This window comes from Streptomyces sp. NPDC006193 (assembly GCF_040613915.1).
GTDB lineage: Bacteria > Actinomycetota > Actinomycetes > Streptomycetales > Streptomycetaceae > Streptomyces.
In genome coordinates this window covers 165,317-185,054 of sequence record NZ_JBEXTB010000006.1, presented here as the reverse complement: position 1 = coordinate 185,054, position 19,738 = coordinate 165,317, and the positions used below count along the sequence as shown (strand labels likewise).

At 74.1% G+C, this 19,738-nt stretch carries 20 protein-coding genes and 1 pseudogene; 8 read left to right on the top strand and 13 right to left on the bottom strand.

Going from position 1 to position 19,738, the window contains the following annotated elements:
* Nucleotides 1-33: 33 nt before the first annotated feature.
* Nucleotides 34-678 carry a TetR family transcriptional regulator gene (locus ABZ261_RS09400; protein ID WP_356857015.1) on the bottom strand — a complete coding sequence of 215 codons (645 nt, stop codon included), beginning with the start codon at nucleotides 676-678 and terminating at the stop codon, nucleotides 34-36.
* A gap of 164 nt (nucleotides 679-842) precedes the next feature.
* Here ABZ261_RS09400 and ABZ261_RS09395 point away from each other — a divergent pair, with 164 nt between their 5' ends.
* A complete protein-coding gene (locus tag ABZ261_RS09395) occupies nucleotides 843-2,072 on the top strand; it encodes an acyl-CoA dehydrogenase family protein (protein WP_356857013.1) in 1,230 nt (409 codons plus the stop codon).
* A gap of 56 nt (nucleotides 2,073-2,128) precedes the next feature.
* Here ABZ261_RS09395 and ABZ261_RS09390 read toward each other — a convergent pair whose 3' ends face one another.
* From ABZ261_RS09390 to ABZ261_RS09355, 8 genes are all read right to left on the bottom strand, one after another.
* Nucleotides 2,129-2,650, bottom strand: a complete 522-nt coding sequence (locus ABZ261_RS09390) for a cupin domain-containing protein (RefSeq protein ID WP_356857011.1) — start codon at nucleotides 2,648-2,650, stop codon at nucleotides 2,129-2,131.
* Between the two features lie 7 nt (nucleotides 2,651-2,657).
* Entirely contained in the window at nucleotides 2,658-3,872 is a 1,215-nt protein-coding gene (locus ABZ261_RS09385) for a cytochrome P450 (RefSeq protein WP_356857009.1), read from the bottom strand.
* On the bottom strand, nucleotides 3,869-4,987 hold the full coding sequence (locus ABZ261_RS09380) for a type III polyketide synthase (RefSeq protein ID WP_356857007.1): 1,119 nt from the start codon (nucleotides 4,985-4,987) through the stop codon (nucleotides 3,869-3,871). The genes ABZ261_RS09385 and ABZ261_RS09380 overlap by 4 nt, the downstream gene beginning before the upstream one ends.
* Before the next feature lie 181 nt (nucleotides 4,988-5,168).
* Nucleotides 5,169-5,402, bottom strand: coding sequence for a DUF6213 family protein (locus ABZ261_RS09375; protein WP_184962473.1), 234 nt, complete (start codon nucleotides 5,400-5,402; stop codon nucleotides 5,169-5,171).
* 26 nt (nucleotides 5,403-5,428) lie between these two features.
* On the bottom strand, nucleotides 5,429-6,814 hold the full coding sequence (locus tag ABZ261_RS09370; RefSeq protein WP_356857004.1) for an NADP-dependent succinic semialdehyde dehydrogenase: 1,386 nt from the start codon (nucleotides 6,812-6,814) through the stop codon (nucleotides 5,429-5,431).
* Between the two features lie 75 nt (nucleotides 6,815-6,889).
* The gene (locus ABZ261_RS09365; RefSeq protein WP_356857002.1) at nucleotides 6,890-7,363 is read right to left on the bottom strand and encodes an NUDIX domain-containing protein; all 474 of its coding nucleotides are present in this window, start codon (nucleotides 7,361-7,363) and stop codon (nucleotides 6,890-6,892) included.
* Complete coding sequence (locus tag ABZ261_RS09360) at nucleotides 7,360-8,898, bottom strand: ATP-dependent DNA ligase (RefSeq protein ID WP_356857000.1); 1,539 nt, start codon at nucleotides 8,896-8,898, stop codon at nucleotides 7,360-7,362. The genes ABZ261_RS09365 and ABZ261_RS09360 overlap by 4 nt, the downstream gene beginning before the upstream one ends.
* Nucleotides 8,899-8,980: 82 nt before the next feature.
* Complete coding sequence (locus ABZ261_RS09355; RefSeq protein ID WP_356856998.1) at nucleotides 8,981-9,907, bottom strand: NAD(P)/FAD-dependent oxidoreductase; 927 nt, start codon at nucleotides 9,905-9,907, stop codon at nucleotides 8,981-8,983.
* A 78-nt stretch (nucleotides 9,908-9,985) separates the two neighbouring features.
* Here ABZ261_RS09355 and ABZ261_RS09350 point away from each other — a divergent pair, with 78 nt between their 5' ends.
* The 6 genes from ABZ261_RS09350 to ABZ261_RS09325 all read left to right on the top strand — a co-directional run bounded on the left by ABZ261_RS09350 (nucleotide 9,986) and on the right by ABZ261_RS09325 (nucleotide 15,246).
* Nucleotides 9,986-10,558 (top strand): XRE family transcriptional regulator, encoded by a 573-nt coding sequence (locus ABZ261_RS09350; protein ID WP_356856996.1) that lies wholly within the window; start codon nucleotides 9,986-9,988, stop codon nucleotides 10,556-10,558.
* Between the two features lie 135 nt (nucleotides 10,559-10,693).
* Nucleotides 10,694-11,665 carry an NADPH:quinone oxidoreductase family protein gene (locus ABZ261_RS09345; protein ID WP_356856994.1) on the top strand — a complete coding sequence of 324 codons (972 nt, stop codon included), beginning with the start codon at nucleotides 10,694-10,696 and terminating at the stop codon, nucleotides 11,663-11,665.
* On the top strand, nucleotides 11,662-12,846 hold the full coding sequence (locus tag ABZ261_RS09340) for an acyl-CoA dehydrogenase family protein (protein ID WP_356856992.1): 1,185 nt from the start codon (nucleotides 11,662-11,664) through the stop codon (nucleotides 12,844-12,846). The genes ABZ261_RS09345 and ABZ261_RS09340 overlap by 4 nt, the downstream gene beginning before the upstream one ends.
* Nucleotides 12,843-13,925: an acyl-CoA dehydrogenase family protein gene (locus ABZ261_RS09335; RefSeq protein ID WP_356856990.1), complete on the top strand. Its 1,083-nt coding sequence runs from the start codon at nucleotides 12,843-12,845 to the stop codon at nucleotides 13,923-13,925. Before ABZ261_RS09340 ends, ABZ261_RS09335 begins: the two co-directional genes overlap by 4 nt.
* A 161-nt stretch (nucleotides 13,926-14,086) precedes the next feature.
* Nucleotides 14,087-14,950 carry a phosphatidylinositol-specific phospholipase C/glycerophosphodiester phosphodiesterase family protein gene (locus tag ABZ261_RS09330; protein WP_356856988.1) on the top strand — a complete coding sequence of 288 codons (864 nt, stop codon included), beginning with the start codon at nucleotides 14,087-14,089 and terminating at the stop codon, nucleotides 14,948-14,950.
* 101 nt (nucleotides 14,951-15,051) lie between these two features.
* Complete coding sequence (locus tag ABZ261_RS09325; protein ID WP_356856986.1) at nucleotides 15,052-15,246, top strand: hypothetical protein; 195 nt, start codon at nucleotides 15,052-15,054, stop codon at nucleotides 15,244-15,246.
* 1 nt (nucleotide 15,247) lies between these two features.
* Here the strand turns inward: ABZ261_RS09325 and ABZ261_RS09320 are convergent, their stop codons facing one another.
* The 3 genes from ABZ261_RS09320 to ABZ261_RS09310 form a co-directional block, all read right to left on the bottom strand.
* Entirely contained in the window at nucleotides 15,248-16,486 is a 1,239-nt protein-coding gene (locus ABZ261_RS09320) for a phosphodiester glycosidase family protein (protein ID WP_356856984.1), read from the bottom strand.
* 84 nt (nucleotides 16,487-16,570) lie between these two features.
* Nucleotides 16,571-16,930, bottom strand: a complete 360-nt coding sequence (locus ABZ261_RS09315) for a DUF779 domain-containing protein (protein WP_356856982.1) — start codon at nucleotides 16,928-16,930, stop codon at nucleotides 16,571-16,573.
* Between the two features lie 708 nt (nucleotides 16,931-17,638).
* On the bottom strand, nucleotides 17,639-18,283 hold the full coding sequence (locus ABZ261_RS09310; RefSeq protein WP_356856980.1) for a DedA family protein: 645 nt from the start codon (nucleotides 18,281-18,283) through the stop codon (nucleotides 17,639-17,641).
* A gap of 75 nt (nucleotides 18,284-18,358) precedes the next feature.
* Here ABZ261_RS09310 and ABZ261_RS09305 point away from each other — a divergent pair.
* Nucleotides 18,359-18,565, top strand: a pseudogene (locus ABZ261_RS09305) (esterase); the annotation flags it as partial.
* 163 nt (nucleotides 18,566-18,728) lie between these two features.
* Here ABZ261_RS09305 and ABZ261_RS09300 read toward each other — a convergent pair.
* Nucleotides 18,729-19,523 (bottom strand): SDR family oxidoreductase, encoded by a 795-nt coding sequence (locus ABZ261_RS09300; protein WP_356856978.1) that lies wholly within the window; start codon nucleotides 19,521-19,523, stop codon nucleotides 18,729-18,731.
* Nucleotides 19,524-19,738 lie beyond the last annotated feature (215 nt).

Here is a 19,738-nt window from a genome sequence, read left to right as displayed (position 1 = left end):
CGGCGTGCCCCGCCCGCACACGGGAGGTGGCCGTCAGAACCCGGGACCCCCCACCCGGTCTCCCGCGGCCGCCAGGCGGCCCCACAGCAGGTCGGCGAGGGAGCGCACCAACTCGGCTCGCGAGCAGGGCCGTTCACCCAGCCACCAGTCACCCGCCGCATGCATCATCCCGACGATCCCGTGCCCCCACACCCGGGCCAGCTGCTGACTGCCCGGCCCCAGGTCCACCCGCTCCTCGATGACCCGGGCCAGCTCCTCACCCATCCGCCGCAGCAGCGGAGCCGAATGCTTGCCGACGTCGAACCCCTGGTCGCCCCCGGCGCCGCCCTCGGCGGGATGCATCAGGAACCGGTACACCTGGGGCCGGGCCTCGATCGCGGCGAGATAGGTGTCCAGCGTGGACTCCACCCGCTCCCGGCGGCCCGCCGGGGCGTCCAGCGCGGCCCGCAGCGAGTCCAGCAGCGCGTCGGTGTGCCGCTTGGCCAGGGCCGCGTACAGGCCCCCCTTGTCGCCGAAGTGGCGGTACAGGATGGGTTTCGTGATCCCCGCCTCGGCGGCGATCGCGTTCATCGACGCCTGCGGGCCGTCGCGCAGCACCACCCGGTCGGCGGCCTCCAGCAGCTCGCGCCGTCGGCGGTCGGCGGAGCGCTGCTGATCGGTCCGCTGCGTGGTGTCCATGTGCTCTCCCACCCGTGCTGATTCGGTGACGCCTGCGCAAACTAACACTGACGGTGGTCCTGACATCGAACGGAGGGCGAGGGGCCGGGGTCGGTTGACTTTCCTACCGGCCGGTAACAGACTTCCGTTACCGCAAGTAACATCGCGCCGCCGCTGGAGGGGACATGGCCGAGTTCACCATGGAGCTGAACGACGAACAGAAAGAGGTCCGGGACTGGCTCCATGGCTTCGCCGCGGACGTGATCCGGCCCGCCGCCGCCGAGTGGGACGAGCGCGAGGAGACCCCCTGGCCGGTCATCCAGGAGGCCGCGAAGGTCGGCATCTACTCCCTCGACTTCTACGCGCAGCAGTACTTCGACCCCACCGGCCTCGGCATCCCGATGACGATGGAGGAGCTGTTCTGGGGCGACGCGGGCATCGCCCTCTCCATCGTGGGCACCGGCCTCGCCGCCGTGGGCGTCCTCGCCAACGGGACCGAGGAGCAGATCGGCACCTGGATCCCGCAGATGTACGGCGACGCCGACGACGTCAAGGTGGCCGCGTTCTGCTCCTCCGAGCCGGACGCCGGCTCCGACGTCGCCTCCCTGCGCACCCGGGCGGTGTACGACGAGGCCAAGGACGAGTGGGTGATCAACGGCACCAAGACCTGGGCCACCAACGGCGGCATCGCCGACGTCCACGTCGTCGTCGCCGTCGTCGACCCGGACCTGGGACCCAAGGGCCACGCCTCCTTCATCGTCCCGCCGGGCACGCCCGGACTCTCCCAGGGCCAGAAGTTCAAGAAGCACGGCATCCGCGCCTCGCACACCGCCGAGGTCGTCCTCGAGGACGTCCGCGTCCCCGGCTCCTGCCTGCTCGGCGGCAAGGACAAGCTGGACGAGCGGCTCGCCCGGGCGCGGGAGAGGGCGAAGGCCGGCGGGGGCGAGAGGGTCAGGAACGCGGCGATGGCCACCTTCGAGGCGAGCCGCCCCGCGGTGGGCGCGATGGCCGTCGGCACCGCTCGGGCCGCCTACGAGGTCGCCCTCGACTACGCCCGGACCCGGAAGCAGTTCGGCCGCCCGATCATCGACAACCAGGGGGTGGCCTTCCAGCTCGCGGACATGCGGACGCAGATCGACGCCGCCCGTCTGCTCGTGTGGCGGGCGTCCTGGATGGCGGTCAATGGCAAGCCGTTCACCGCGGCCGAGGGGTCGATGTCCAAGCTCTTCGCCAGCGAGACCGCGAAGAAGGTCACCGCCCAGGCGATCCAGATCCTGGGCGGCAACGGGTACACGCGTGAGTACCCGGTCGAGCGGATGCACCGGGACGCCGCGATCTACACCATCTTCGAGGGGACCAGCGAGATCCAGCGGCTCGTCATCGCGCGGACCCTGTCCGGGATGCCGATCCGCTAGCACGGTGAGGGGCGGGCGCCGGCGCGTCCCGGCCGGTCCCGCCCCGGCGGGGGCGCTCATCGGTGCCGCAGCGGTGTGAGCTGCTCGATGTCGTACTTGGCGCGCAGCGCCTCGATGGCCTCCTGGTCCGGCGGCCCGCCGTCGGCGAGGATCTCCAGCAGCTCCTCGAAGTAGCGCTCGTGGTCCGGCGGGGGAGAGGCCTGGAAGAACATCCGCGCCGTCCCGTCCGTCGGATTGGCGAAGGCGTGCGGGCAGCCCGGGGGCACGACGATCACCGTGCCCGGGGTCGCCCGGACCACCCGGCTGCCCGAGCTCGACTCCCAGGCGCGCCAGTGGTCGGGTGTGCGGACGCGCGGCTCGAAGGCGAGCACGTCCAGTTCGCCCTCCAGGACGTAGAACAACTCCTCGCTGCGGGTGTGCACATGAGCGCCCACGTCGAAGCCCGGCGGGACCTCCACCTCGAAGGTGGAGGCCATCCGCGAGTGGCTGCCGGTGACCTTGAACGTCACCCGCTGGGCCGGCGTCTCGACGACGCGGCCGTGGCCCGGCGGCACGTACAGTCCCTCGGTCTGTGTCATCGGCCGCTCACCAGGTCACCGGCAGGGACTCGGGTCCCCGGATCAACGCGCCCTTGCGGAAGGGCACCTCGTCCGGCGGCACGGCCAGCCTCAGGCCCGGCACCCGGTCCAGCAGGGCGTCCGTCAGGAGCTCCTCCTCCAGCCGGGCCAGCATCCCGCCGGGGCAGTAGTGCGGGCCGAAGCCGAACGCCACATGCGGGTTCGGGCTGCGGGAGAAGTCGATGGTCTCCGGATCGGGGAAGACGTCCGGGTCCCGGTTGGCGGCCAGGTAGGAGACGTAGACCGGGTCGCCGGCGCGGATGCGGACGCCTTGGAGCTGAACGTCCTCCAGGGCGATCCGGGACAGGCCGACGGCGTTGCGGTGCGGGATGTAGCGCAGCAGTTCGTCGATCGCGCGGGGACGGATCCCCGGTTCCGCCCGCAGCCGCTCCATCAGGTCGGGGCGGGTCAGCAGCAGGTAGAACATCTGCCCGCTGTTGTTGGTGACCGCCTCGCCGCCGATCTGGAGCAGGACGGCGAGGCCGACGGCCTCCTCCGGTGTGACCTCGCCCCGGCCCACGGCCGTGCCGAGCAGCGAGGTGACGTCCTCGCCCGCGCTGTCCGCGAGCCGTCCGATCAGGTCGGAGAAGTAGGCGCTCATCTCGCGTTTGGCTTTCTCGCTGGCCTCCTTGCCGTGCGCGGAGGACAGGATCACCTGGGTCCAGGTGTGCATCGCGTGCCGGTCACCGGCCGGGACGCCCATCAGCTCGCAGATCACGGCGATGGGGAACGGGCTGAGGACCGCGCGCGTGAGATCGGCGGGCGGCCCGGCCGCGAGCAGGTCGCCGACCAGTGCGTCCAGCATGCCGCGTGCCTTGGCGCGGACGCGCTCCACGCCCCTCGCCGTGAACGCGGCGGCGACCGAGCGGCGCAGCCGGGTGTGGTCGGGCGGGTCGAGGAAGCCGACCGCTCCGCGGTCGGGGATGAAGTGCGGGGCGAGCCGGGTGACCGGCGTGTTCATCACCGCCTCACGGCTGAAGCGCGGGTCGTTGGCGACGGCCCGCACGTCCTCGTACCGGGTGACCAGCCAGGCCCAGCCCTCACCGTTGGGCAGCTGGATGCGGCTGACCGGGCCCTCGCGCATCAGCTCGGCCAGCACCGGGTCGAAGTCCGTCCCGGCCAGGTCGAGGGCGGGCCACCGCCGCACCGGGGGCGGCGTCGCGGTGAGCGTCTTTTCGGTCATCGCCCGTCCCCGTCCGAGGAGGCCCGGCGCGCGCGTCCGTTCCGGGATGCCTTCCCCCCGTGGCCGTCGGCGGTGACCCAGCGGCCCACCGTCATCTCGGCGGTGATGCCGGGCCCGAAACCGGCGAGCAGTCCGCGCGCCCGGTCCTCCGCGCCGCCCTCGTCGAACAGCCGGCGCAGCGCGTCCAGGACGACGGCGCTGGCGATGTTGCCGTACTCGGTGAGCGTGGCCCGGCTGAACCGGAAGGCGTGCGGATCGACCTCCAGGAAGGTGCTGAGGTCGTCGAGTATTCGGGGACCGCCGGCGTGGATGATGTAGAAGTCCAGGTCGGACGCGTCCCAGCCGTGCAGGCCGGCCAGGTCCTTGAGCGCCGGGGCGAGCGGCTCCATGGTCGTGGGCACCCGCTTGTCCAGCAGGAAGTGGAAGCCGGTCGCCCGGACGTCGTAGGCGATCCAGTCCTCCGTCTTGGGGATCAGGTACGAGCCGTTGCGCTCCAGCTGGACGCCCGTGCCGCCCTGCCCGCGCACCACGGCGGCGGCGATGCCGTCGCCGAACAGGCCGTTGGACAGCAGCGAGCCGACGCCGAGGTCGGTGGGCTGGTAGCACAGCGAGCAGAACTCGCAGGCCACGATGAGGGCGTTGGCGTTCGGGTAGGCCGAGCAGAAGTCGTGGGCCCGGTTGATCGCCGCACCGCCCGCCGCGCAGCCCAGCTGGGCGATGGGGAGCTGGCGCGTGGTGCTGCCGAAGTCCATCTCGTTGATCAGCCACGCCGTGAGCGAGGGCATCATGAAGCCCGTGCACGAGACGTAGATGATCACGTCGATGTCGCTGGTGAGCAGCTCGGCGTCGTCCAGGGCGCGCTGGATGACCTCGGGGACCCGGGCCTTGGCCTCGGCCTCGTAGAGCTTGTTGCGCTCCTCGAAACCCGGGTGCTTCAGGGTCTCCTCGATGGGCTGCACGATGTGCCGGGTCTTCACGCCCGTGTTCTCGATCAGCCGCAGCGCGAGTGGCAGTTGAGGGTGGTCCGCGTGGCGGGAGCGCGCCAGCTCCAGCGTCTCCTCCATCGTGATCACGTGCTCCGGGACCGACACCGAGGGCCTGCACAAAGTCGCCATGAACCGTCCCTGCTTTCCGCTTGCCGGAAGGTGGTTCACCTCTGTGGGTGCTCCACCCACCGTCACCCGGCAGGCCGACGATCTCTCGTTGGACTACTCCGAACCGGGGACCCAGGGCCGGGCACGCAGGGTTACTTCACGGTTCTGACGTGGGAAGAAACGGCACCGGCCGGCGTGACGGTCAGGGCGCTCCGCTGCTGTGGGCGATGCAGGCCACGTCGATGCGATCCGCCAGCTTCGCCAGCTCGATGGTCAGAGCGGCGACCGTGTCCTCGTCCAGCCCCTGCTCCCCGGCCTCGACCAGGTGCAGCCACCGCGCGCCCACGGTCCGCAGCAGCTTGCTCACATCGGCCGCAGCCACCTGCAGGGCACCGCGGTCGTCGACGATCAGAGGCAGGGTCACTTCGCGGTTCACAGAACGTGATGGTAGCCGCGCGGTGCTCACGCACCCTGCCAAACCGTGGTGATGTTGCAGAACTCCCGGATTCCGTGCCCGGACAGCTCACGTCCGTACCCCGACCGCTTGACCCCGCCGAACGGGAACGCCGGGTGGGAGGCGGTCATCCCGTTGACGAACACGGCGCCGGCCTCCAGGTCCCGGGCGAAGCGGTCCACCTCGCTCTCGTCCCGCGTCCACACGTTCGAACTCAGTCCGAACGGCGAGTCGTTGGCGATGAGGACCGCCTCGTCGACGTCACCGGCCCGGTACAGCGCGGCGACGGGCCCGAACGCCTCCTCCCGGTGGATGCGCATCTGCCGGGTGATGCCCGTGAGCACGGTCGGCGGGTAGTACCAGCCGGGTCCGTCCGGCCGCTCGCCGCCGCACAGCACCCCGGCCCCGCTGCGCCGGGCGTCGTCGACGAGTTCCTCCAGGTCGGCTCGCCCCTGCGCGGTGGCGAGCGGCCCGAGCCGGGTGTCCTCATCCAGCGGGTCGCCGACCGCGAGGGCCCGCATGCCCGCGACGAACCTCTCGGCGAACGCGTCGTAGACGTCGGAGTGCACGATGAACCGCTTGGCGGCGATGCAGGACTGCCCGTTGTTCTGCACGCGTGCGGTGACCGCGACCTCGGCCGCGCGGTCGAGGTCGGCGGAGGGCATGACGACGTACGGATCGCTGCCGCCGAGCTCCAGCACCGTCTTCTTGACCATCTCCCCGGCGGTGGAGGCGACCGCCCGGCCCGCCGGCTCGCTGCCGGTCAGGGTGGCCGCCTTCACGCGCTCGTCGCGCAGGATGTCGTCCACCGCGGCCGAGCCGATCAGCAGGGTCTGAAAACAGCCCTCCTGGAAGCCCGCCCGGTGGAACAGGTCCTCCAGGTACAGGGCCGTCCGCGGGACGTTGGAGGCGTGCTTGAGCAGTGCGACGTTGCCGGCCATGAGCGCCGGCGCGGCGAACCGGATCACCTGCCAGAGGGGGAAGTTCCACGGCATGACCGCGAGCACGGGACCGAGCGGGCGGTACCGCACCCGCACACGGGACGCGCCGGAGTCCCGCACGTCCGACTCGGCGGGCTCCTCGTCGGCCAGCAGCCGCTCGGCGTTCGCGGCGTACCAGCGCATCGCCTTGGCGCACTTCGCGGCCTCCGCGCGGGCCTGCGCGACCGGCTTGCCCATCTCGGTGGTCACCACCCGGCCGATCTCGCGCCGGTCCTCGTCCAGCAGGTCCGCGGCCCGGTCCAGCAGCCGGGCGCGGTCCGCGAACGAGGTCGTCCGGTACGTGCGGAACGTGGCCTCGGCGAGCTGCAGCCGGCGCTCCAGCTCCTCCTCGCCCATGGGCTCGTACGTCTTGAGCGTCTCGCCGTTCGCCGGGTTCACCGTCGCGATGGGCATGGCTGACCTCCCTGGGAGCGGGCCTGTCTCGACCTTCGCGCGCGACCGCGCCCGTCGCAACGCGTACGGCCCTGTTCAGCCCGAGTGCTCCGCCAGCCGGTCGAGGAACGCGGCCTGCGCCGTGACGATCACCTGACGGGCCCGGTCCAGGGCGAACCACGCCACCCGGTCCAGCTCCGGGAACCGCTGCCGGCGGCCGGAGCGCGGCGGCCACTCCATGGTGAAGGTCCCGGGGTCGATCGCCGCCGGGTCGAGGTCCGCCTCCACCGCCCACGCCGTGACGATCTTGCCGTTGCGCTGCACGACCTCGCCGAGCGGCACCGCCTCCCCGTCGGGCGGCGGCAGCCCCAGCTCCTCCCGGAACTCCCGGCGGGCCGCCTCCCAGGCCGGCTCCCGCGGCTCGTACTCGCCCTTCGGCACGGTCCAGGCGCCCGCGTCCTTCTTCGCCCAGAGCGGACCTCCCATATGTCCCAGCAACACCTCCAGCCCCTGGCCGGTGCGCCGGAACAACAGCAGTCCGGCGCTGCGCCTCGCCGGGCGCGCCGTCACGGCGCGACCTCCGGGTGGGCCGCCAGCAGGGCCTCCACCGTGTCGGCCTCCTCGGGGCGCTTGTCCTCGCGGTAGCGGACCACGCGGGCGAAGCGCAGGGTCACACCGGCCGGGTACCGGGAGGAGCGCTGGAGGCCGTCGTAGGCGATCTCCACGACGAGTGCGGGGCGGACCCGGACCACCCGGCCGTCGTCCTCGACCGCCAGCTCCCGCAGCTTCTCGGTCTGCCAGGCGAGCATCGCGTCCGTCATGCCCTTGAAGGTCTTGCCGAGCATGGTGAAGGCGCCGTCGGGACCGCGGGCGCCCAGGTGGAGGTTGGAGAGCTTGCCGGTGCGGCGGCCGTGGCCCCACTCGGCCGCCAGCACCACCAGGTCCAGGGTGTGCACGGGCTTGACCTTCAGCCAGGAGGCGCCGCGCCGGCCCGCGCTGTAGGGGGCGTCGAGCGCCTTGACCACCACGCCCTCGTGACCGCGCGCCAGGGTGTCGGCGAGGAACCGTTCCGCCTCCGGGAGGTCCCGGGGGCCCGAGACAACCGTCCCGCGCACCCGCATCGGCTCGGGCACGAGCCGGGCCAGCTCCGCGTGCCGTTCGGCGAAGGGCAGGTCGAGCAGGTCGCGGCCGTCGACGGAGAGGACGTCGAAGAAGACGGGGGAGACCGGGGTCCGGCCGGCGGCCCCGGCCACGTCCGTGCGGGAGCCGACCCGGCCCGCCGTCTCCTGGAAGGACCGGGGCCGGCCCCCGGCGTCGAAGGAGATCACCTCGCCGTCCAGGATGAAGCGCCGGCCCCGCAGCGTCCGCGCGGCCGAGGTCACCTCGGGCAGCCGGCCGGTGATGTCGTCCAGCGTGCGGGTGTGGACGCGCACGGTGTCGCCGTCCCGGTGCACCTGGATCCGGATGCCGTCCAGCTTCTCCTCCACCGCGCAGGCCCCGAGCCTGTCCACGGCCTCCGCGACCGAGGAGGCGCTGTGCGCCAGCATCGGCAGCACCGGGCGGCCGACGGTGAGCCGGAACCGGTCCAGTGCGCCGGGTCCCTCGTCCAGCAGCACCCGGGCGACCGTCTGCAGCGATCCGGCGAGCATCACCGCCCGCCGTACGTCCGCCGGGTCCGCCCGCGTCGCCCGGGCCAGCCCCTCCACCGCGACCGCGTCCAGCGCGCCCTGCCGCACCTCACCGCTGAGCAGGCCGAGCAGGAAACGCTGCTCCTCCTCGGTGGCGGCGCCCATCAGCTCGCCGACGAGCCGGACCCGCTCCGCCTGGGAGCCGGGCCCGGACACCTTGCCCAGCTCGGTGAGCCGGGCGTCCACCTCGCCGACCGTGAGGGCGGGCTCCGCCGCGGGCGGCACCCGGCGGCCGAGCACCTTCCAGCCGACCCCGAGCCGGCCCTGGGGCAGCCGCCCGGCCAGGTACGGGATGACGACCGGCACGTCGTCCGGCTCCGCCTCCCGGAACAGCTCCGCGAGCAGGGCGATCTTGCGGGACCGGGCCGCCGTCGCGGCCACCTCCCGGGACACCTCCGCCAACCGGGCCAGCAGCATGCAGCCATGGTGCCTCAGCGCCGTGCCGGATGCGCGGCGCCCTGCCGGGGCGCGGGCGGCGCTGCGCGCGCCGCCCGCTGCGCTACGGGACCTGGCCGTCGAGGTCGGCCATCAGCAGCGCCCCGTTGATCGCGGCCCCGGCCCGGTAGCCGCGGCTGGCGGCGTTCACCACCTGCTCGGCGAAGCCGCCGGCGTTGCCGGCGGCCCACAGTCCGGGGACGCTCGTCAGACCCCGCTCGTCGGTCACCGGGTAGCGGCCGAACGGCGTCTCGCGCATCTCGGCGCCCAGCCGCAGGAGCAGCTCGGTGCGGGGGACGGCGCGCGGCGCGGCGTACAGCACCCGGCGGTCGTGGACCGTGCCGTCCGCCAGCCGGACCCCGGTGAGCCGGTCGCCGGCGACCACGACCTCCGCCACCGCCCCGGGCACGACCGCGACCCCGGCGGCGGCCAGCCGGCGCAGGTCGTCGTCCGTCAGCTGCGACTCGCTCACCTCGTGCAGGAACAGCCGCACGTCCTTCGTCCACTGCGTCACCATCAGCGCCTGGTGCACGCTGAGCGGGGTCGTCGCGAGCACCCCGGTCGGCAGGTCGCGGACCTCCCAGCCGTGGCAGTACGGGCAGTGGACGACGTCCCGGCCGAACCGTCCGGCCAGTCCCCGCACCGGCGGCAGCTCGTCCTTCAGGCCGGTGGCGACCACGAGCTGCCGGGCCCGTACCGTCCGGCCGCCGGCCAGCACCACGGAGAAGTCCCCGTCCCCGGCCGCGTCCACCGCCCGGTCCCGGACCAGCTCCACCCCGTACCGGGCGATCTCCTCGCGTCCCACGGCCAGGAACGCGGCCGGGGACATGCCGTCCCGGGACAGATAGCCCTGCATGTGCGCGGACGGGGCGTTGCGCGGCTCGCCCGCGTCGACGACCAGGGTGCGGCGCCGGGACCGGCCCAGCACCAGCGCGGCGGACAGTCCCGCCGCCCCGCCGCCGACGACGACCACCTCGTAACTGTCGGTCATGGTGACCACCTCCGTGCCCGAGGGTTGCCCGGGATCTGCGGCATTGACAAACGAAGTTGCCGAAACTGCAATGAGGGCATGAGTACCGACGACGTCCTCGCCGAGGTGGGCCCGCGGCTGCGGCGGATCCGCAAGCAGCGGGAGGTGACCCTGGCGGCGCTGTCCGAGGCCACCGGCATCTCCGTCAGCACCCTCTCCCGGCTGGAGTCCGGGCTGCGCAGGCCGAGCCTGGAGCTGCTCCTGCCGATCGCCCAGGCCCACAAGGTGCCGCTGGACGAACTGGTCGGCGCGCCGCCCGTCGGCGATCCCCGGGTGCGCGCCAAGCCGATCGTGCGGGGCGGGCGGACGATGTATCCGCTGACCCGGCAGCCGGGCGGACTGCAGGCCTACAAGGTGATCGAACCGCAGCGGACGGCCGAGCCCGACCCGCGCACCCACGAGGGCTACGAGTGGCTGTACGTGCTGTCGGGGCGGCTGCGGCTGGTGCTCGGCGAGCACGACGTGGTGCTGTCGCCGGGGGAGGCGGCCGAGTTCGACACGCGGGTGCCGCACTGGTTCGGGTCGGCGGGGCAGGGGCCGGTGGAGTTCCTCAGCCTGTTCGGGCCGCAGGGCGAGCGCATGCACGTCCGGGCGCGGCCCCGCCGGGAGTGACGTACACCTATCGCATCGCACGGACTGTTCCCTCTTCGGCAAGCGACCGCTTAGTATGCCGTCGGACCGGTCAGGCGACACCCGCCGAGGCCGCCCTGAGGCGAACGAGTGGGGCGCAGTCCCGTGGAGGCCCGCATGCAGGCATGGCACGTGCACGAGAACGGCGAACCGGGCGAGGTGATGCGCCTGACGGAGGTGGAGCGGCCCGTGCCCGGTGACGGGCAGGTGCTCCTCCGGGTGCGCGCCGCCGCCGTCAACTTCCCGGACGCGCTGCTGTGCCGGGGCCAGTACCAGGTGCGCCCGCCGCTGCCCTTCACACCCGGTGTGGAGATCTGCGGCGAGACCGGGGACGGCCGCCGGGTGATCGCCAACCCGGCGCTGCCGTACGGCGGTTTCGCCGAGTACGCCCTCGCCGACGCCCGCGCGCTGCTCCCCGCGCCCGAGTCGCTGGACGACGCCGAGGCCGCCGCACTGCACATCGGCTACCAGACCGGCTGGTTCGGGCTGCACCGCCGCGCCCGCCTGGAGGCCGGGGAGACCCTGCTGGTGCACGCCGCCGCCGGCGGTGTGGGCAGCGCGGCCGTGCAGCTCGGCAAGGCGGCCGGCGCCACGGTGATCGCAGTGGTGGGCGGCGCCGAGAAGGCCGCCGTCGCCCGGGAGCTGGGCTGCGACGCGGTCGTCGACCGGCACACCGAGGACGTCGTCGCCGCCGTGAAGGAGGCCACCGGCGGCCGGGGCGCCGACGTGGTCTTCGACCCCGTCGGCGGCGACGCCTACGCGCAGTCCGCCAAGCTGGTCGCCTTCGAGGGCCGGATCGTCGTCGTCGGCTTCGCCGGGGGCGCCGTCCCGAGCCCCGCCCTCAACCACGCCCTGGTGAAGAACTACTCCATCCTCGGCCTGCACTGGGGCCTGTACGCCGCCAGGAACCCGGAGCTGGTCCGGCGCTGCCACGGGGAGCTGACCGACCTGGCCGCCCGGGGGGCGATCCGGCCCCTGGTCAGCGAGCGCGTGCCGCTGGACGGCGCGGCCGGCGCCGTGCAGCGGGTCGCCGACGGGGTGACCACCGGCCGGATCGTCGTCCTGCCGCGGAACGGAGCAGCCGCATGAGCGACGCCGAGGAACTGCGCCGGCGCACCCGTGAGCTGCTGGCGCAGCACCCGCCCGGGAGCACCGGCCGCCTGGAGTTCCTCCGGGCCCGCTTCGACGCCGGACTGGCCTGGGTGCACTGTCCCGTCGGCCTCGGCGGCCTGGGCGCCCCCCGCACGCTCCAGAGCGTCGTGGACGCCGAACTCGCGGCCGCGGGCGCCCCCGACAACGACCCCCGGCGCATCGGCATCGGCCTGGGCATGGCCGCGCCGACGATCCTCGAACACGGCACCGAGGAGCAGAAGCGGCGCTACCTGCGGCCGCTGTGGACCGGGGAGGAGGTGTGGTGCCAGCTGTTCAGCGAGCCCGGCGCCGGCTCCGACCTCGCCGCGCTCGGCACCCGCGCCGTACGCGAGGACGGGGGGGACTGGGTGGTCGACGGCCAGAAGGTGTGGACCTCCAGCGCCCACCTCGCCCGCTGGGCCATCCTCATCGCCCGCACCGACCCCGACGTGCCCAAGCACCGGGGCATCACCTACTTCGTCTGCGACATGACCGACCCGGGCGTCGAGGTGCGGCCACTGCGCCAGATCACCGGCGAGGCCGAGTTCAACGAGGTGTTCCTCACCGGCGTCCGCATCCCCGACGCCCGCCGCCTCGGCGGGGTCGGTGACGGCTGGCGGGTCGCGCAGACCACGCTGATGAACGAACGCGTCTCCATCTCAGGCATGGCCCTGCCCCGCGAGGGCGGCATGATCGGCCCCGTCGCGAAGACCTGGCGCGAACGCCCCGAGCTGCGCACCCACGACCTGCACCAGCGGCTGCTGAAGCTGTGGGTGGAGGCCGAGGTCGCCCGGTTCACCGGCGAACGCCTGCGCCAGCAGCTCGTCGCGGGCCGGCCCGGCCCCGAGGGCTCCGGCATGAAACTCGCCTTCGCCCGCCTCAACCAGGAGATCAGCGGACTGGAGGTCGAACTCCGCGGCGAGGAGGGCCTGTCGTACGACGACTGGACCATGCGCCGCCCCGAACTCGTCGACTTCACCGGCCGGGACGCCGGCTACCGCTATCTGCGCTCCAAGGGCAACAGCATCGAGGGCGGGACCAGCGAGGTGCTGCTGAACATCGTCGCCGAACGCGTCCTGGGCCTGCCCGCCGAGCCGCGCACCGACAAGGACGTCGCCTGGAAGGACCTGGCCCGATGAGCGCACAGCCGGATCTGCTGTACTCCGAGGAGGAAGAGGCGCTGCGCGCCGCCCTCCGCGACCTGCTCACGGACCACTGCGCCCCGTCCGACGTGCTCGCCCGCGCCGAGTCGGACGCCCCGCACGACCTCGCCCTGTGGCAGCTGCTCGGCGACGGGATGGGCCTGGCCGGTCTGCTGATCCCCGAGGAGCAGGGCGGCCAGGGCGCCTCCGCCCGGGAGGCCGCCGTCGTGCTGGAGGAGCTGGGGCGCGCCGTCGCCCCCGTGCCGTACCTCACCAGCGCGGTCGTCGCCACCGAGGCGCTGCTCGCCTGCGGCGACACGGAGCTGCTGGGCCGCCTGGGCTCCGGGCGGACCCTCGGCGCGCTGGCGGTGGGTCTGCACACCGCACCGGACGCCGCCTTCCCGGTCGTACGCGCCGAGAACGGCACGCTGCACGGCGAGCTGACCGGCATCGCGGACGCGGCCGTCGCCGACGTGCTGCTCGTCCCGGCCGACGACGGCGGCCTGTACGCCGTCGCCGCCGACGCCGCGGCACTCACCCCGCAGGTCTCCCTGGACCTCACCCGCCCGCTCGCCACCGTCACCCTCGCCGGCGCCGCCGGCCGCCGCGTCGGCGACGCGGAGCCCGCCGTACGCCGGGCCCTGCGCGCCGCCGGCGGACTGCTCGCCTCCGAGCAATTCGGCGTCGCGGACTGGGCGCTGACCGAGACGGTCCGGTACCTGAAGGAGCGCAGGCAGTTCAACCGGCCGGTCGGCGGCTTCCAGGCGCTCAAGCACCGGCTCGCCGCGCTCTGGCTGGAGGTGGTGCACCTCCGGGCCGCCGCCCGCGCCGCGGCGGACGCCCTCGCCACCGGTGAGGACACCGACATCACCGTGGCCGTCGCCCAGGCCTACGCCGCGCCCGTCGCCGTACGCGCCACCGAGGAGGCGCTGCAACTTCACGGCGGAATCGGCATGACCTGGGAACACCCCGTCCACCTGTACCTGAAGCGGGCCAAGGCCGACTCGATCGCCTACGGCACCGCGGGCGCCCACCGCGAGACCCTGGCCCGACTGGCCGACCTCCAGGCGCCCTGACCCACCACCGGTTCCAGCCCGCCCCGTCCCGGGGCGGGCTTTTCCGCGTCCGCGCCGCGGTGAGGTGAACACAACGCCAACTCCCGGCACGACGGGGTCACTTGGGCGACGAGAGCACGCATACTCTCCCCGGTCCCCTCACCCCGCCAGGGAGGCAGCGCATGGCCCTCACCACCCGTCGCAGAGCCCTCACCACCCTCGGCTCCGCTGTCGCGGGCACCCTCGCCCTGCCCGCGAACCGCGCCCTCGCCGCCGAACGCCCCCGCCACCCCCGCCCGTTGCGGCACGCCCACGCCCACAACGACTACGCCCACCCGCGGCCCCTGTTCGACGCCCTCGACCACCGCTTCGGCAGCGTCGAGGCCGATGTGTTCCTCGTCGGCGACCGGCTCCTCATCGGCCACGACACCTCCGAGCTCGACCCGTCCCGCACCCTGGAGTCCCTCTACCTGGAGCCGCTCGCCGCCCTGGCCGAGGCCCACCACGGCCGTGTCCACCCGGGTGCGCGCCGGCCGCTGCAGCTCCTCGTCGACATCAAGACCGAGGGGTCCTCCACCTACCTCGCACTCGACCGCTGCCTGCGCCGCTTCCCGCGCCTGTTCACGCGGTACGCGCACGGCCGCGTCCACCCCGGCCCGGTCACCGCCGTCGTCTCCGGCGACCGTGCGGCCCGCGCCCCGATGGAGGCCCAGACCGCGCGCCGCGCCTTCTACGACGGCCGGCTCGCCGACCTCGGCGGCCCCGCACCGGCCTCGCTGATCCCGCTGATCAGCGACAACTGGACACAGCAGTTCACCTGGTCGGGCGTCGGGACGTTCCCGGACGCCGAGCGGCAGAAGCTGCGCAGCATCACCGGCGCCGCCCACGCACGCGGGCAGCGCGTCCGGTTCTGGGCCACCCCGGACACGGCGGGTCCCGCCCGGGACGCGGTGTGGACGGAACTGCTCGCCGCGGGCGTCGACCACCTCAACACCGACGACCTCGCCGGCCTGGAGGACTTCCTGGACGCCCGCACCTCCGTGTGACACCACACGTTCGGGGGACACGTCAGCCGCCCTGACGAACCCTCCGCTACGCCACACTTGCGGCCGAACGCCGCAATCGGGGCGTGGCGGAGGAGGTTCCGATGGCCATTTCCATCTCTGTGGTGCTGCTGCTCCTGATCCTGGCCGTGATCTTCATGCGCAACGGCGCACTGAAGGTCTCCCACGCCCTGGTCTGCATGCTGCTCGGCTTCTACCTGGCCAGCACCGGTCTGGCGCCCACCATCCACAGCGGCCTGACCGCGACCGCCGACCTGGTGAGCAGTCTGCGGCCCTGAGTCACGCGGTGGAGAAGACCCCGATGCCGTTCGGCACCGGACGCTCGGCGCCCCCGCTCGGATGGTTGCGCACCGTCACGGCATCGGCGTCCGCGTCCCGGGCGACCAGCTCCGTCGAACCGCCGCCGTCCAGGTTGAAGGCGTCGGACGCCCCGAGCGACCGCATGGTGGCCGCCTCCTCCGCGACCGTCAGGCCCGTCCGGTAGTCCGCGGACCCGTCCAGCGCCAGCAGCAGCATCTGCCGCCCCCCGCGCCGGAATCCGACGGCCGTGCGCACCGCCGCGGTGGCGTCGTCCAGGCCGGGCAGCGGTCTGCCGTGGCGCAGGACCGGGAAACCGCCGAGCGCGAACCTGTACGGCACCCGGGACGAGGCGGCCGTCAAGGTGTGCGTGACGGCGACCGGGTCACCGACCGACAGTCCGCGCAGCCGCCGCGCACCCTCCTCCCGGCCCACCAGGACGGTGGTGCCGGCGGGGATCGCGCCCCCGCCCGGGGCGCCGGAGACGGACGTCACCCGGCCGCCGCGCACCGTCACCTCGTAGGCGTCGCCGCTGCACGGCGCGGACCGCCGGGCGTCGGTGCCGCAGACGGCACGGGCCCGGGAGGCGTCGCCCCACCGCGCGGTGAAGGCGCCCACGGAGTTCTCCGGCAGCGCGTACTGGTTGAGGCCGCCGAGCGGCAGCCGGCCCTCCGGGGTGCCGACGGCGCCGGCGAGGGACAGACGGTCCACGCGCGCCCGCCGGTCGGCGCCGACCCCGAACACGTCCCGCGCGGACGTCCCCGGCGGCAGCGCCGGCCCGAACCGCTGGCCGTCCGGCACCGCCGCCTTGAGCACCCGCCCGCCCGCGACGGCCGGCCCGACGGGCGCTCCGGTGGCCGCCACGCCCGGGTGCTGCGTCTCGGTGATGTGGAAGAAGTCGCCGTTGACGCCCGCGACGGCCCCGGCCGAGTCCGCCAGCCGGGACACGGTGGCCCGGGCCGCCACCGCGCCCGGATGCAGCAGGTCGACGCGGACGTGCGGGTGGGCCAGATCGACCGTGAGCAGATGGGCGCGGGCCGTTCCAGCGGCGGCGTCGACGTCGAACTGCCGGTAGGTGACCCCCGGCGCGATCCGCCGGGCCGCCGGAGCGGCGCCGGCCGGCCCCGCCCCCGCCAGGGCCGCCCCGGTGAGCACGCCGAACACCGTGGCCACCGCGAGGAACGCCCTGCCCGCTGCCGAACGTCCGCCACGTCTGCTCACCGCTCCCCCTGATGTCTCGTCAACTACCGTGTCACGTAGTGTCCGTACGGGCAGTGCAGCAGATCGGGGCGGCCCGCGGGGAGACTAGGCGCCGACGACGCGGGAACGGGTGAGGAAACGCACCCCCTCGGGCGCCTCCAGCGAGAAGCCGCTGCCCCGCCCCGGCACGACGTCCACGATCAGGCGGGTGTGGCTCCACGCCGCGTACTGGCTGCGGGACATCCAGAACGCGACGGGCTCCGCCACGCCCTCCACGGCGAGTTCCGCCAGCAGCACGTCCGAGCCGCCGGTGCGGAACTCGCCGTCCGGATAGCACATGGGCGCGCTGCCGTCGCAGCAGCCGCCGGACTGGTGGAACATCAGCGGACCGTGCTGGGCGCGCAGTCGGCGCACCAGCTCCGCGGCGCGCGGGGTGAGTGCCACGCGGGGGACGTCCTCGTCCATGTCACCGTCCTGAGAGCCGGGCGCCGGTCCCGTCCAGTCTCACGGACGGTCAGCGACCCGTCCAGGGTGCGTCGTTGCCGTGTGCGCCGGGATCGGCGAGGGCCGGGCGCGCTGACACCCCGGCCCGCCCGGGTCCGGGACGCCCCTCTGCGGCGGGGTGGCCGGCGGCGGCGAGCGTCATGAGCCAGCCGACCTCCATGACCACGCGGCGCGGCCGTGCCGGGGCGTGATGGGCGGGTGCGTCCCCGGTCCCCGGCCCGTCCCGGCGCGGTCCACCGCCGTGCCTCGTCGCACGCCGGGCCGACGAGGCCGACGTGGCGAACGGACCTGCGTCGCCCTCGCGGACGGGGTCGCCCGGGACACGGTCATGGAAGTGCCTGCGGCAGGCGCGGCCGGTGTGCACCGTCCACGGGCCGGCCTGCACGTGACCGCCGACGCCGGACGCCGGTCCTGGTGGTGCGCCGGGGGCTCCCGGCCGGAGGAACCCGGTCACGTCCGCGCGGCCGGTGGGGGAGCCGGGCACGGTCCGCCGCCCCCGCCGCCCGCACCGCGAGGGCCGCCGGGGACGCCGGGGCCGCACACCGCGCCGGCCCCGCCTGAGGTCCGGCCCCGCGGTCGGCGCGCGGTGGCGGCGGCACCGCACCGGACGGCCCGCGGCGCATTGGACGGCAGCGGCGCGCTGGACGGCCGCGGCGCACCGGGCGGTCCTCAGCGCGAGGAGTCCCGCCCTTCCCGCCGTTCCCGGCGGGCGCGGCGGGCCTCGCCCAGCAGCGGCAGCAGCGACAGGCCGACGACCAGGGCCACCAGCGGCAGCAGGTAGTCGTCGACGTGCGGGACCGAGGCGCCGAGCGTGTATCCGGCCAGGACCAGCGTCTGCGACCAGAGCACGCCCCCGACGGTCTGCCACAGCGTGAAGGCCCGCGCGGGCACGCCCAAGGCGCCCGCCACCGGATGCAGGACGGTGCGCAGCACCGGTACGAACCGTCCGATGACCAGCGCCTTGCCGTAGCCGTAACGGGCCAGCAGCTCCTCGGCCCGTGCCGCCGCGTCCCTGAGCCGCCGCCTGGAGGGGCGCGCCAGCAGCGCCCGCCCGCCGTGACGCCCGATCAGGTATCCGACCTGTCCGCCCGCCACGGCTCCGACGGCCGCGCACACCAGCACCTGCCACAGCTGGAGTCCCGGCCCGCCCGTGCCGCCCGCGCACAGCACGCCGGCCGGGAACAGCAGGGTGTCGCCGGGCAGGAAGAAGCCGACGATCAGCAGACCGGACTCGGCGAAGATCACCGCGAGGACGCCCAGCGCGCCGAAGGCGGCCAGCACCGAGGCGCTGTCCATCGGGTTGACGGCGATCACCGGCCGAGCCTCCTGGCCTCGCGCGGACCTGTCCGCACACCAGCATCCCGCGCCCGGCCCGCCCGTGCGCGCCGGTCGGGCGCCGCCCCGCCCTACCTGTCCGACCTGTCCCCGGCGGAAGGGCGCAGGACCGTCGACGAGGTCCGGTCGGGGGCATCGCCCGGACCGGCGGCCGACGAGGAGTGGATCACCGTCCCGGGCGGGCCCACCGGAAGCGTCCGCGTACGGATCGTCCGGCGCGCCGGGGCCGCCGGCACCCTGCCGGTGGTCCTGTACATCCACCGCAGGTCTTCACCGGCGCCCGGCGGGTCGTCGACGAGGGCGCGGACAGCGTCTGGACGGCGCTGCACGCCGCCCTGCACGGCGCCTGACCCCGCCGGCCGCCCCCGCCCGCCGGATGGGCGGGCGGGGCCGGACCGGACCGGGAACAGCCGCACGAAAGCGCCTAGGGCAGGATGGAGTCCACGTATCCGCCGTCCACCCGCAGGGCTCCTCCGGTGGTCGCGGAGGCCTGGTCCGAGCTGAGGTAGACCACCATGTTGGCGATCTCCTCCGGCTCGATCAGCCGCTGCAGCAGCGACTGCGGCCGGTGCTGCCGCATGAACGCGCGCTGCGCCTCGTCCCAGGGCAGCTCCCGGTCGACGAGTTCGTACACGAAGTCCTCCACCCCGCCGGTGTGGGTGGGCCCGGCGATGACGGAGTTCACCGTCACTCCGCTGCCGGCCGCCTGCTTGGCGAACCCGCGGCTGACCGCCAGCAGGGCGGTCTTCGACATGCCGTAGTGGATCATCTCGGCGGGGATGACGACCGCCGAGTCGCTGGCGATGTACTGGACGCGTCCCCAGCCGCGTTCCATCATCCCCGGCAGGTACAGCCGGGTCAGCCGGACGGCGGCCAGCACGTTCACCTCGAAGTAGCGGCGCCATTCCTCGTCGGTGATCTCCAGCGGGTCGGCGGCGCCGAAGATGCCCAGGTTGTTGACGAGGACGTCCACGTGGGGGAGGGCTTCGGCGAGGCGGGCCGCGCCCTCCTCGTCCGACACGTCCGCGGCCACCGGGACCACGTCGGCGCCGGGGACCTCCTCGGCCAGGCGGGCGGCGGCGTCGGCCACGCGCCGCTCGGTGCGGCCGTTGAGCGCCACCCGGGCGCCGGCGCGGGCGAGGCCGGAGGCGATGGCCGCGCCGATGCCCTGTGTCGAGCCGGTGACCAGAGCGGTACGTCCTGCCAGATCGATGCGCATCCGCTGACTTCCCTTCAGGCGTCAATGCTTGCATGCGCATGCTATACGCGCTCGCCGGGACAATGCGTGCGCAATGGAGGATGCGTGCAGTGTCGTGGGCGGCGTGTCCCGCGTGGGTCGTCACGGCGGTCCGCCCCGGTGTGCCGATCCGCTCGGGCGCGCGGCCCGGCGGTGTGCGGACTATCATCGTCCAATGAAGGTTGAAAATCGAACTT

What these genes read in the sequence shown, in the direction of transcription:
- ABZ261_RS09330 (WP_356856988.1), top strand. Translation starts at nt 14,087, where the DNA reads ATGGCCCTCACCACCCGTCGCAGAGCCCTCACCACCCTCGGCTCCGCT.
- ABZ261_RS09340 (WP_356856992.1), top strand. Translation starts at nt 11,662, where the DNA reads ATGAGCGACGCCGAGGAACTGCGCCGGCGCACCCGTGAGCTGCTGGCG.
- ABZ261_RS09390 (WP_356857011.1), bottom strand. Translation starts at nt 2,650, where the DNA reads ATGACACAGACCGAGGGACTGTACGTGCCGCCGGGCCACGGCCGCGTC.
- ABZ261_RS09385 (WP_356857009.1), bottom strand. Translation starts at nt 3,872, where the DNA reads ATGACCGAAAAGACGCTCACCGCGACGCCGCCCCCGGTGCGGCGGTGG.
- ABZ261_RS09370 (WP_356857004.1), bottom strand. Translation starts at nt 6,814, where the DNA reads ATGCCCATCGCGACGGTGAACCCGGCGAACGGCGAGACGCTCAAGACG.
- ABZ261_RS09400 (WP_356857015.1), bottom strand. Translation starts at nt 678, where the DNA reads ATGGACACCACGCAGCGGACCGATCAGCAGCGCTCCGCCGACCGCCGA.
- ABZ261_RS09335 (WP_356856990.1), top strand. Translation starts at nt 12,843, where the DNA reads ATGAGCGCACAGCCGGATCTGCTGTACTCCGAGGAGGAAGAGGCGCTG.
- ABZ261_RS09300 (WP_356856978.1), bottom strand. Translation starts at nt 19,523, where the DNA reads ATGCGCATCGATCTGGCAGGACGTACCGCTCTGGTCACCGGCTCGACA.
- ABZ261_RS09395 (WP_356857013.1), top strand. Translation starts at nt 843, where the DNA reads ATGGCCGAGTTCACCATGGAGCTGAACGACGAACAGAAAGAGGTCCGG.
- ABZ261_RS09380 (WP_356857007.1), bottom strand. Translation starts at nt 4,987, where the DNA reads ATGGCGACTTTGTGCAGGCCCTCGGTGTCGGTCCCGGAGCACGTGATC.
- ABZ261_RS09345 (WP_356856994.1), top strand. Translation starts at nt 10,694, where the DNA reads ATGCAGGCATGGCACGTGCACGAGAACGGCGAACCGGGCGAGGTGATG.
- ABZ261_RS09350 (WP_356856996.1), top strand. Translation starts at nt 9,986, where the DNA reads ATGAGTACCGACGACGTCCTCGCCGAGGTGGGCCCGCGGCTGCGGCGG.
- ABZ261_RS09325 (WP_356856986.1), top strand. Translation starts at nt 15,052, where the DNA reads ATGGCCATTTCCATCTCTGTGGTGCTGCTGCTCCTGATCCTGGCCGTG.
- ABZ261_RS09315 (WP_356856982.1), bottom strand. Translation starts at nt 16,930, where the DNA reads ATGGACGAGGACGTCCCCCGCGTGGCACTCACCCCGCGCGCCGCGGAG.
- ABZ261_RS09360 (WP_356857000.1), bottom strand. Translation starts at nt 8,898, where the DNA reads ATGCTGCTGGCCCGGTTGGCGGAGGTGTCCCGGGAGGTGGCCGCGACG.
- ABZ261_RS09355 (WP_356856998.1), bottom strand. Translation starts at nt 9,907, where the DNA reads ATGACCGACAGTTACGAGGTGGTCGTCGTCGGCGGCGGGGCGGCGGGA.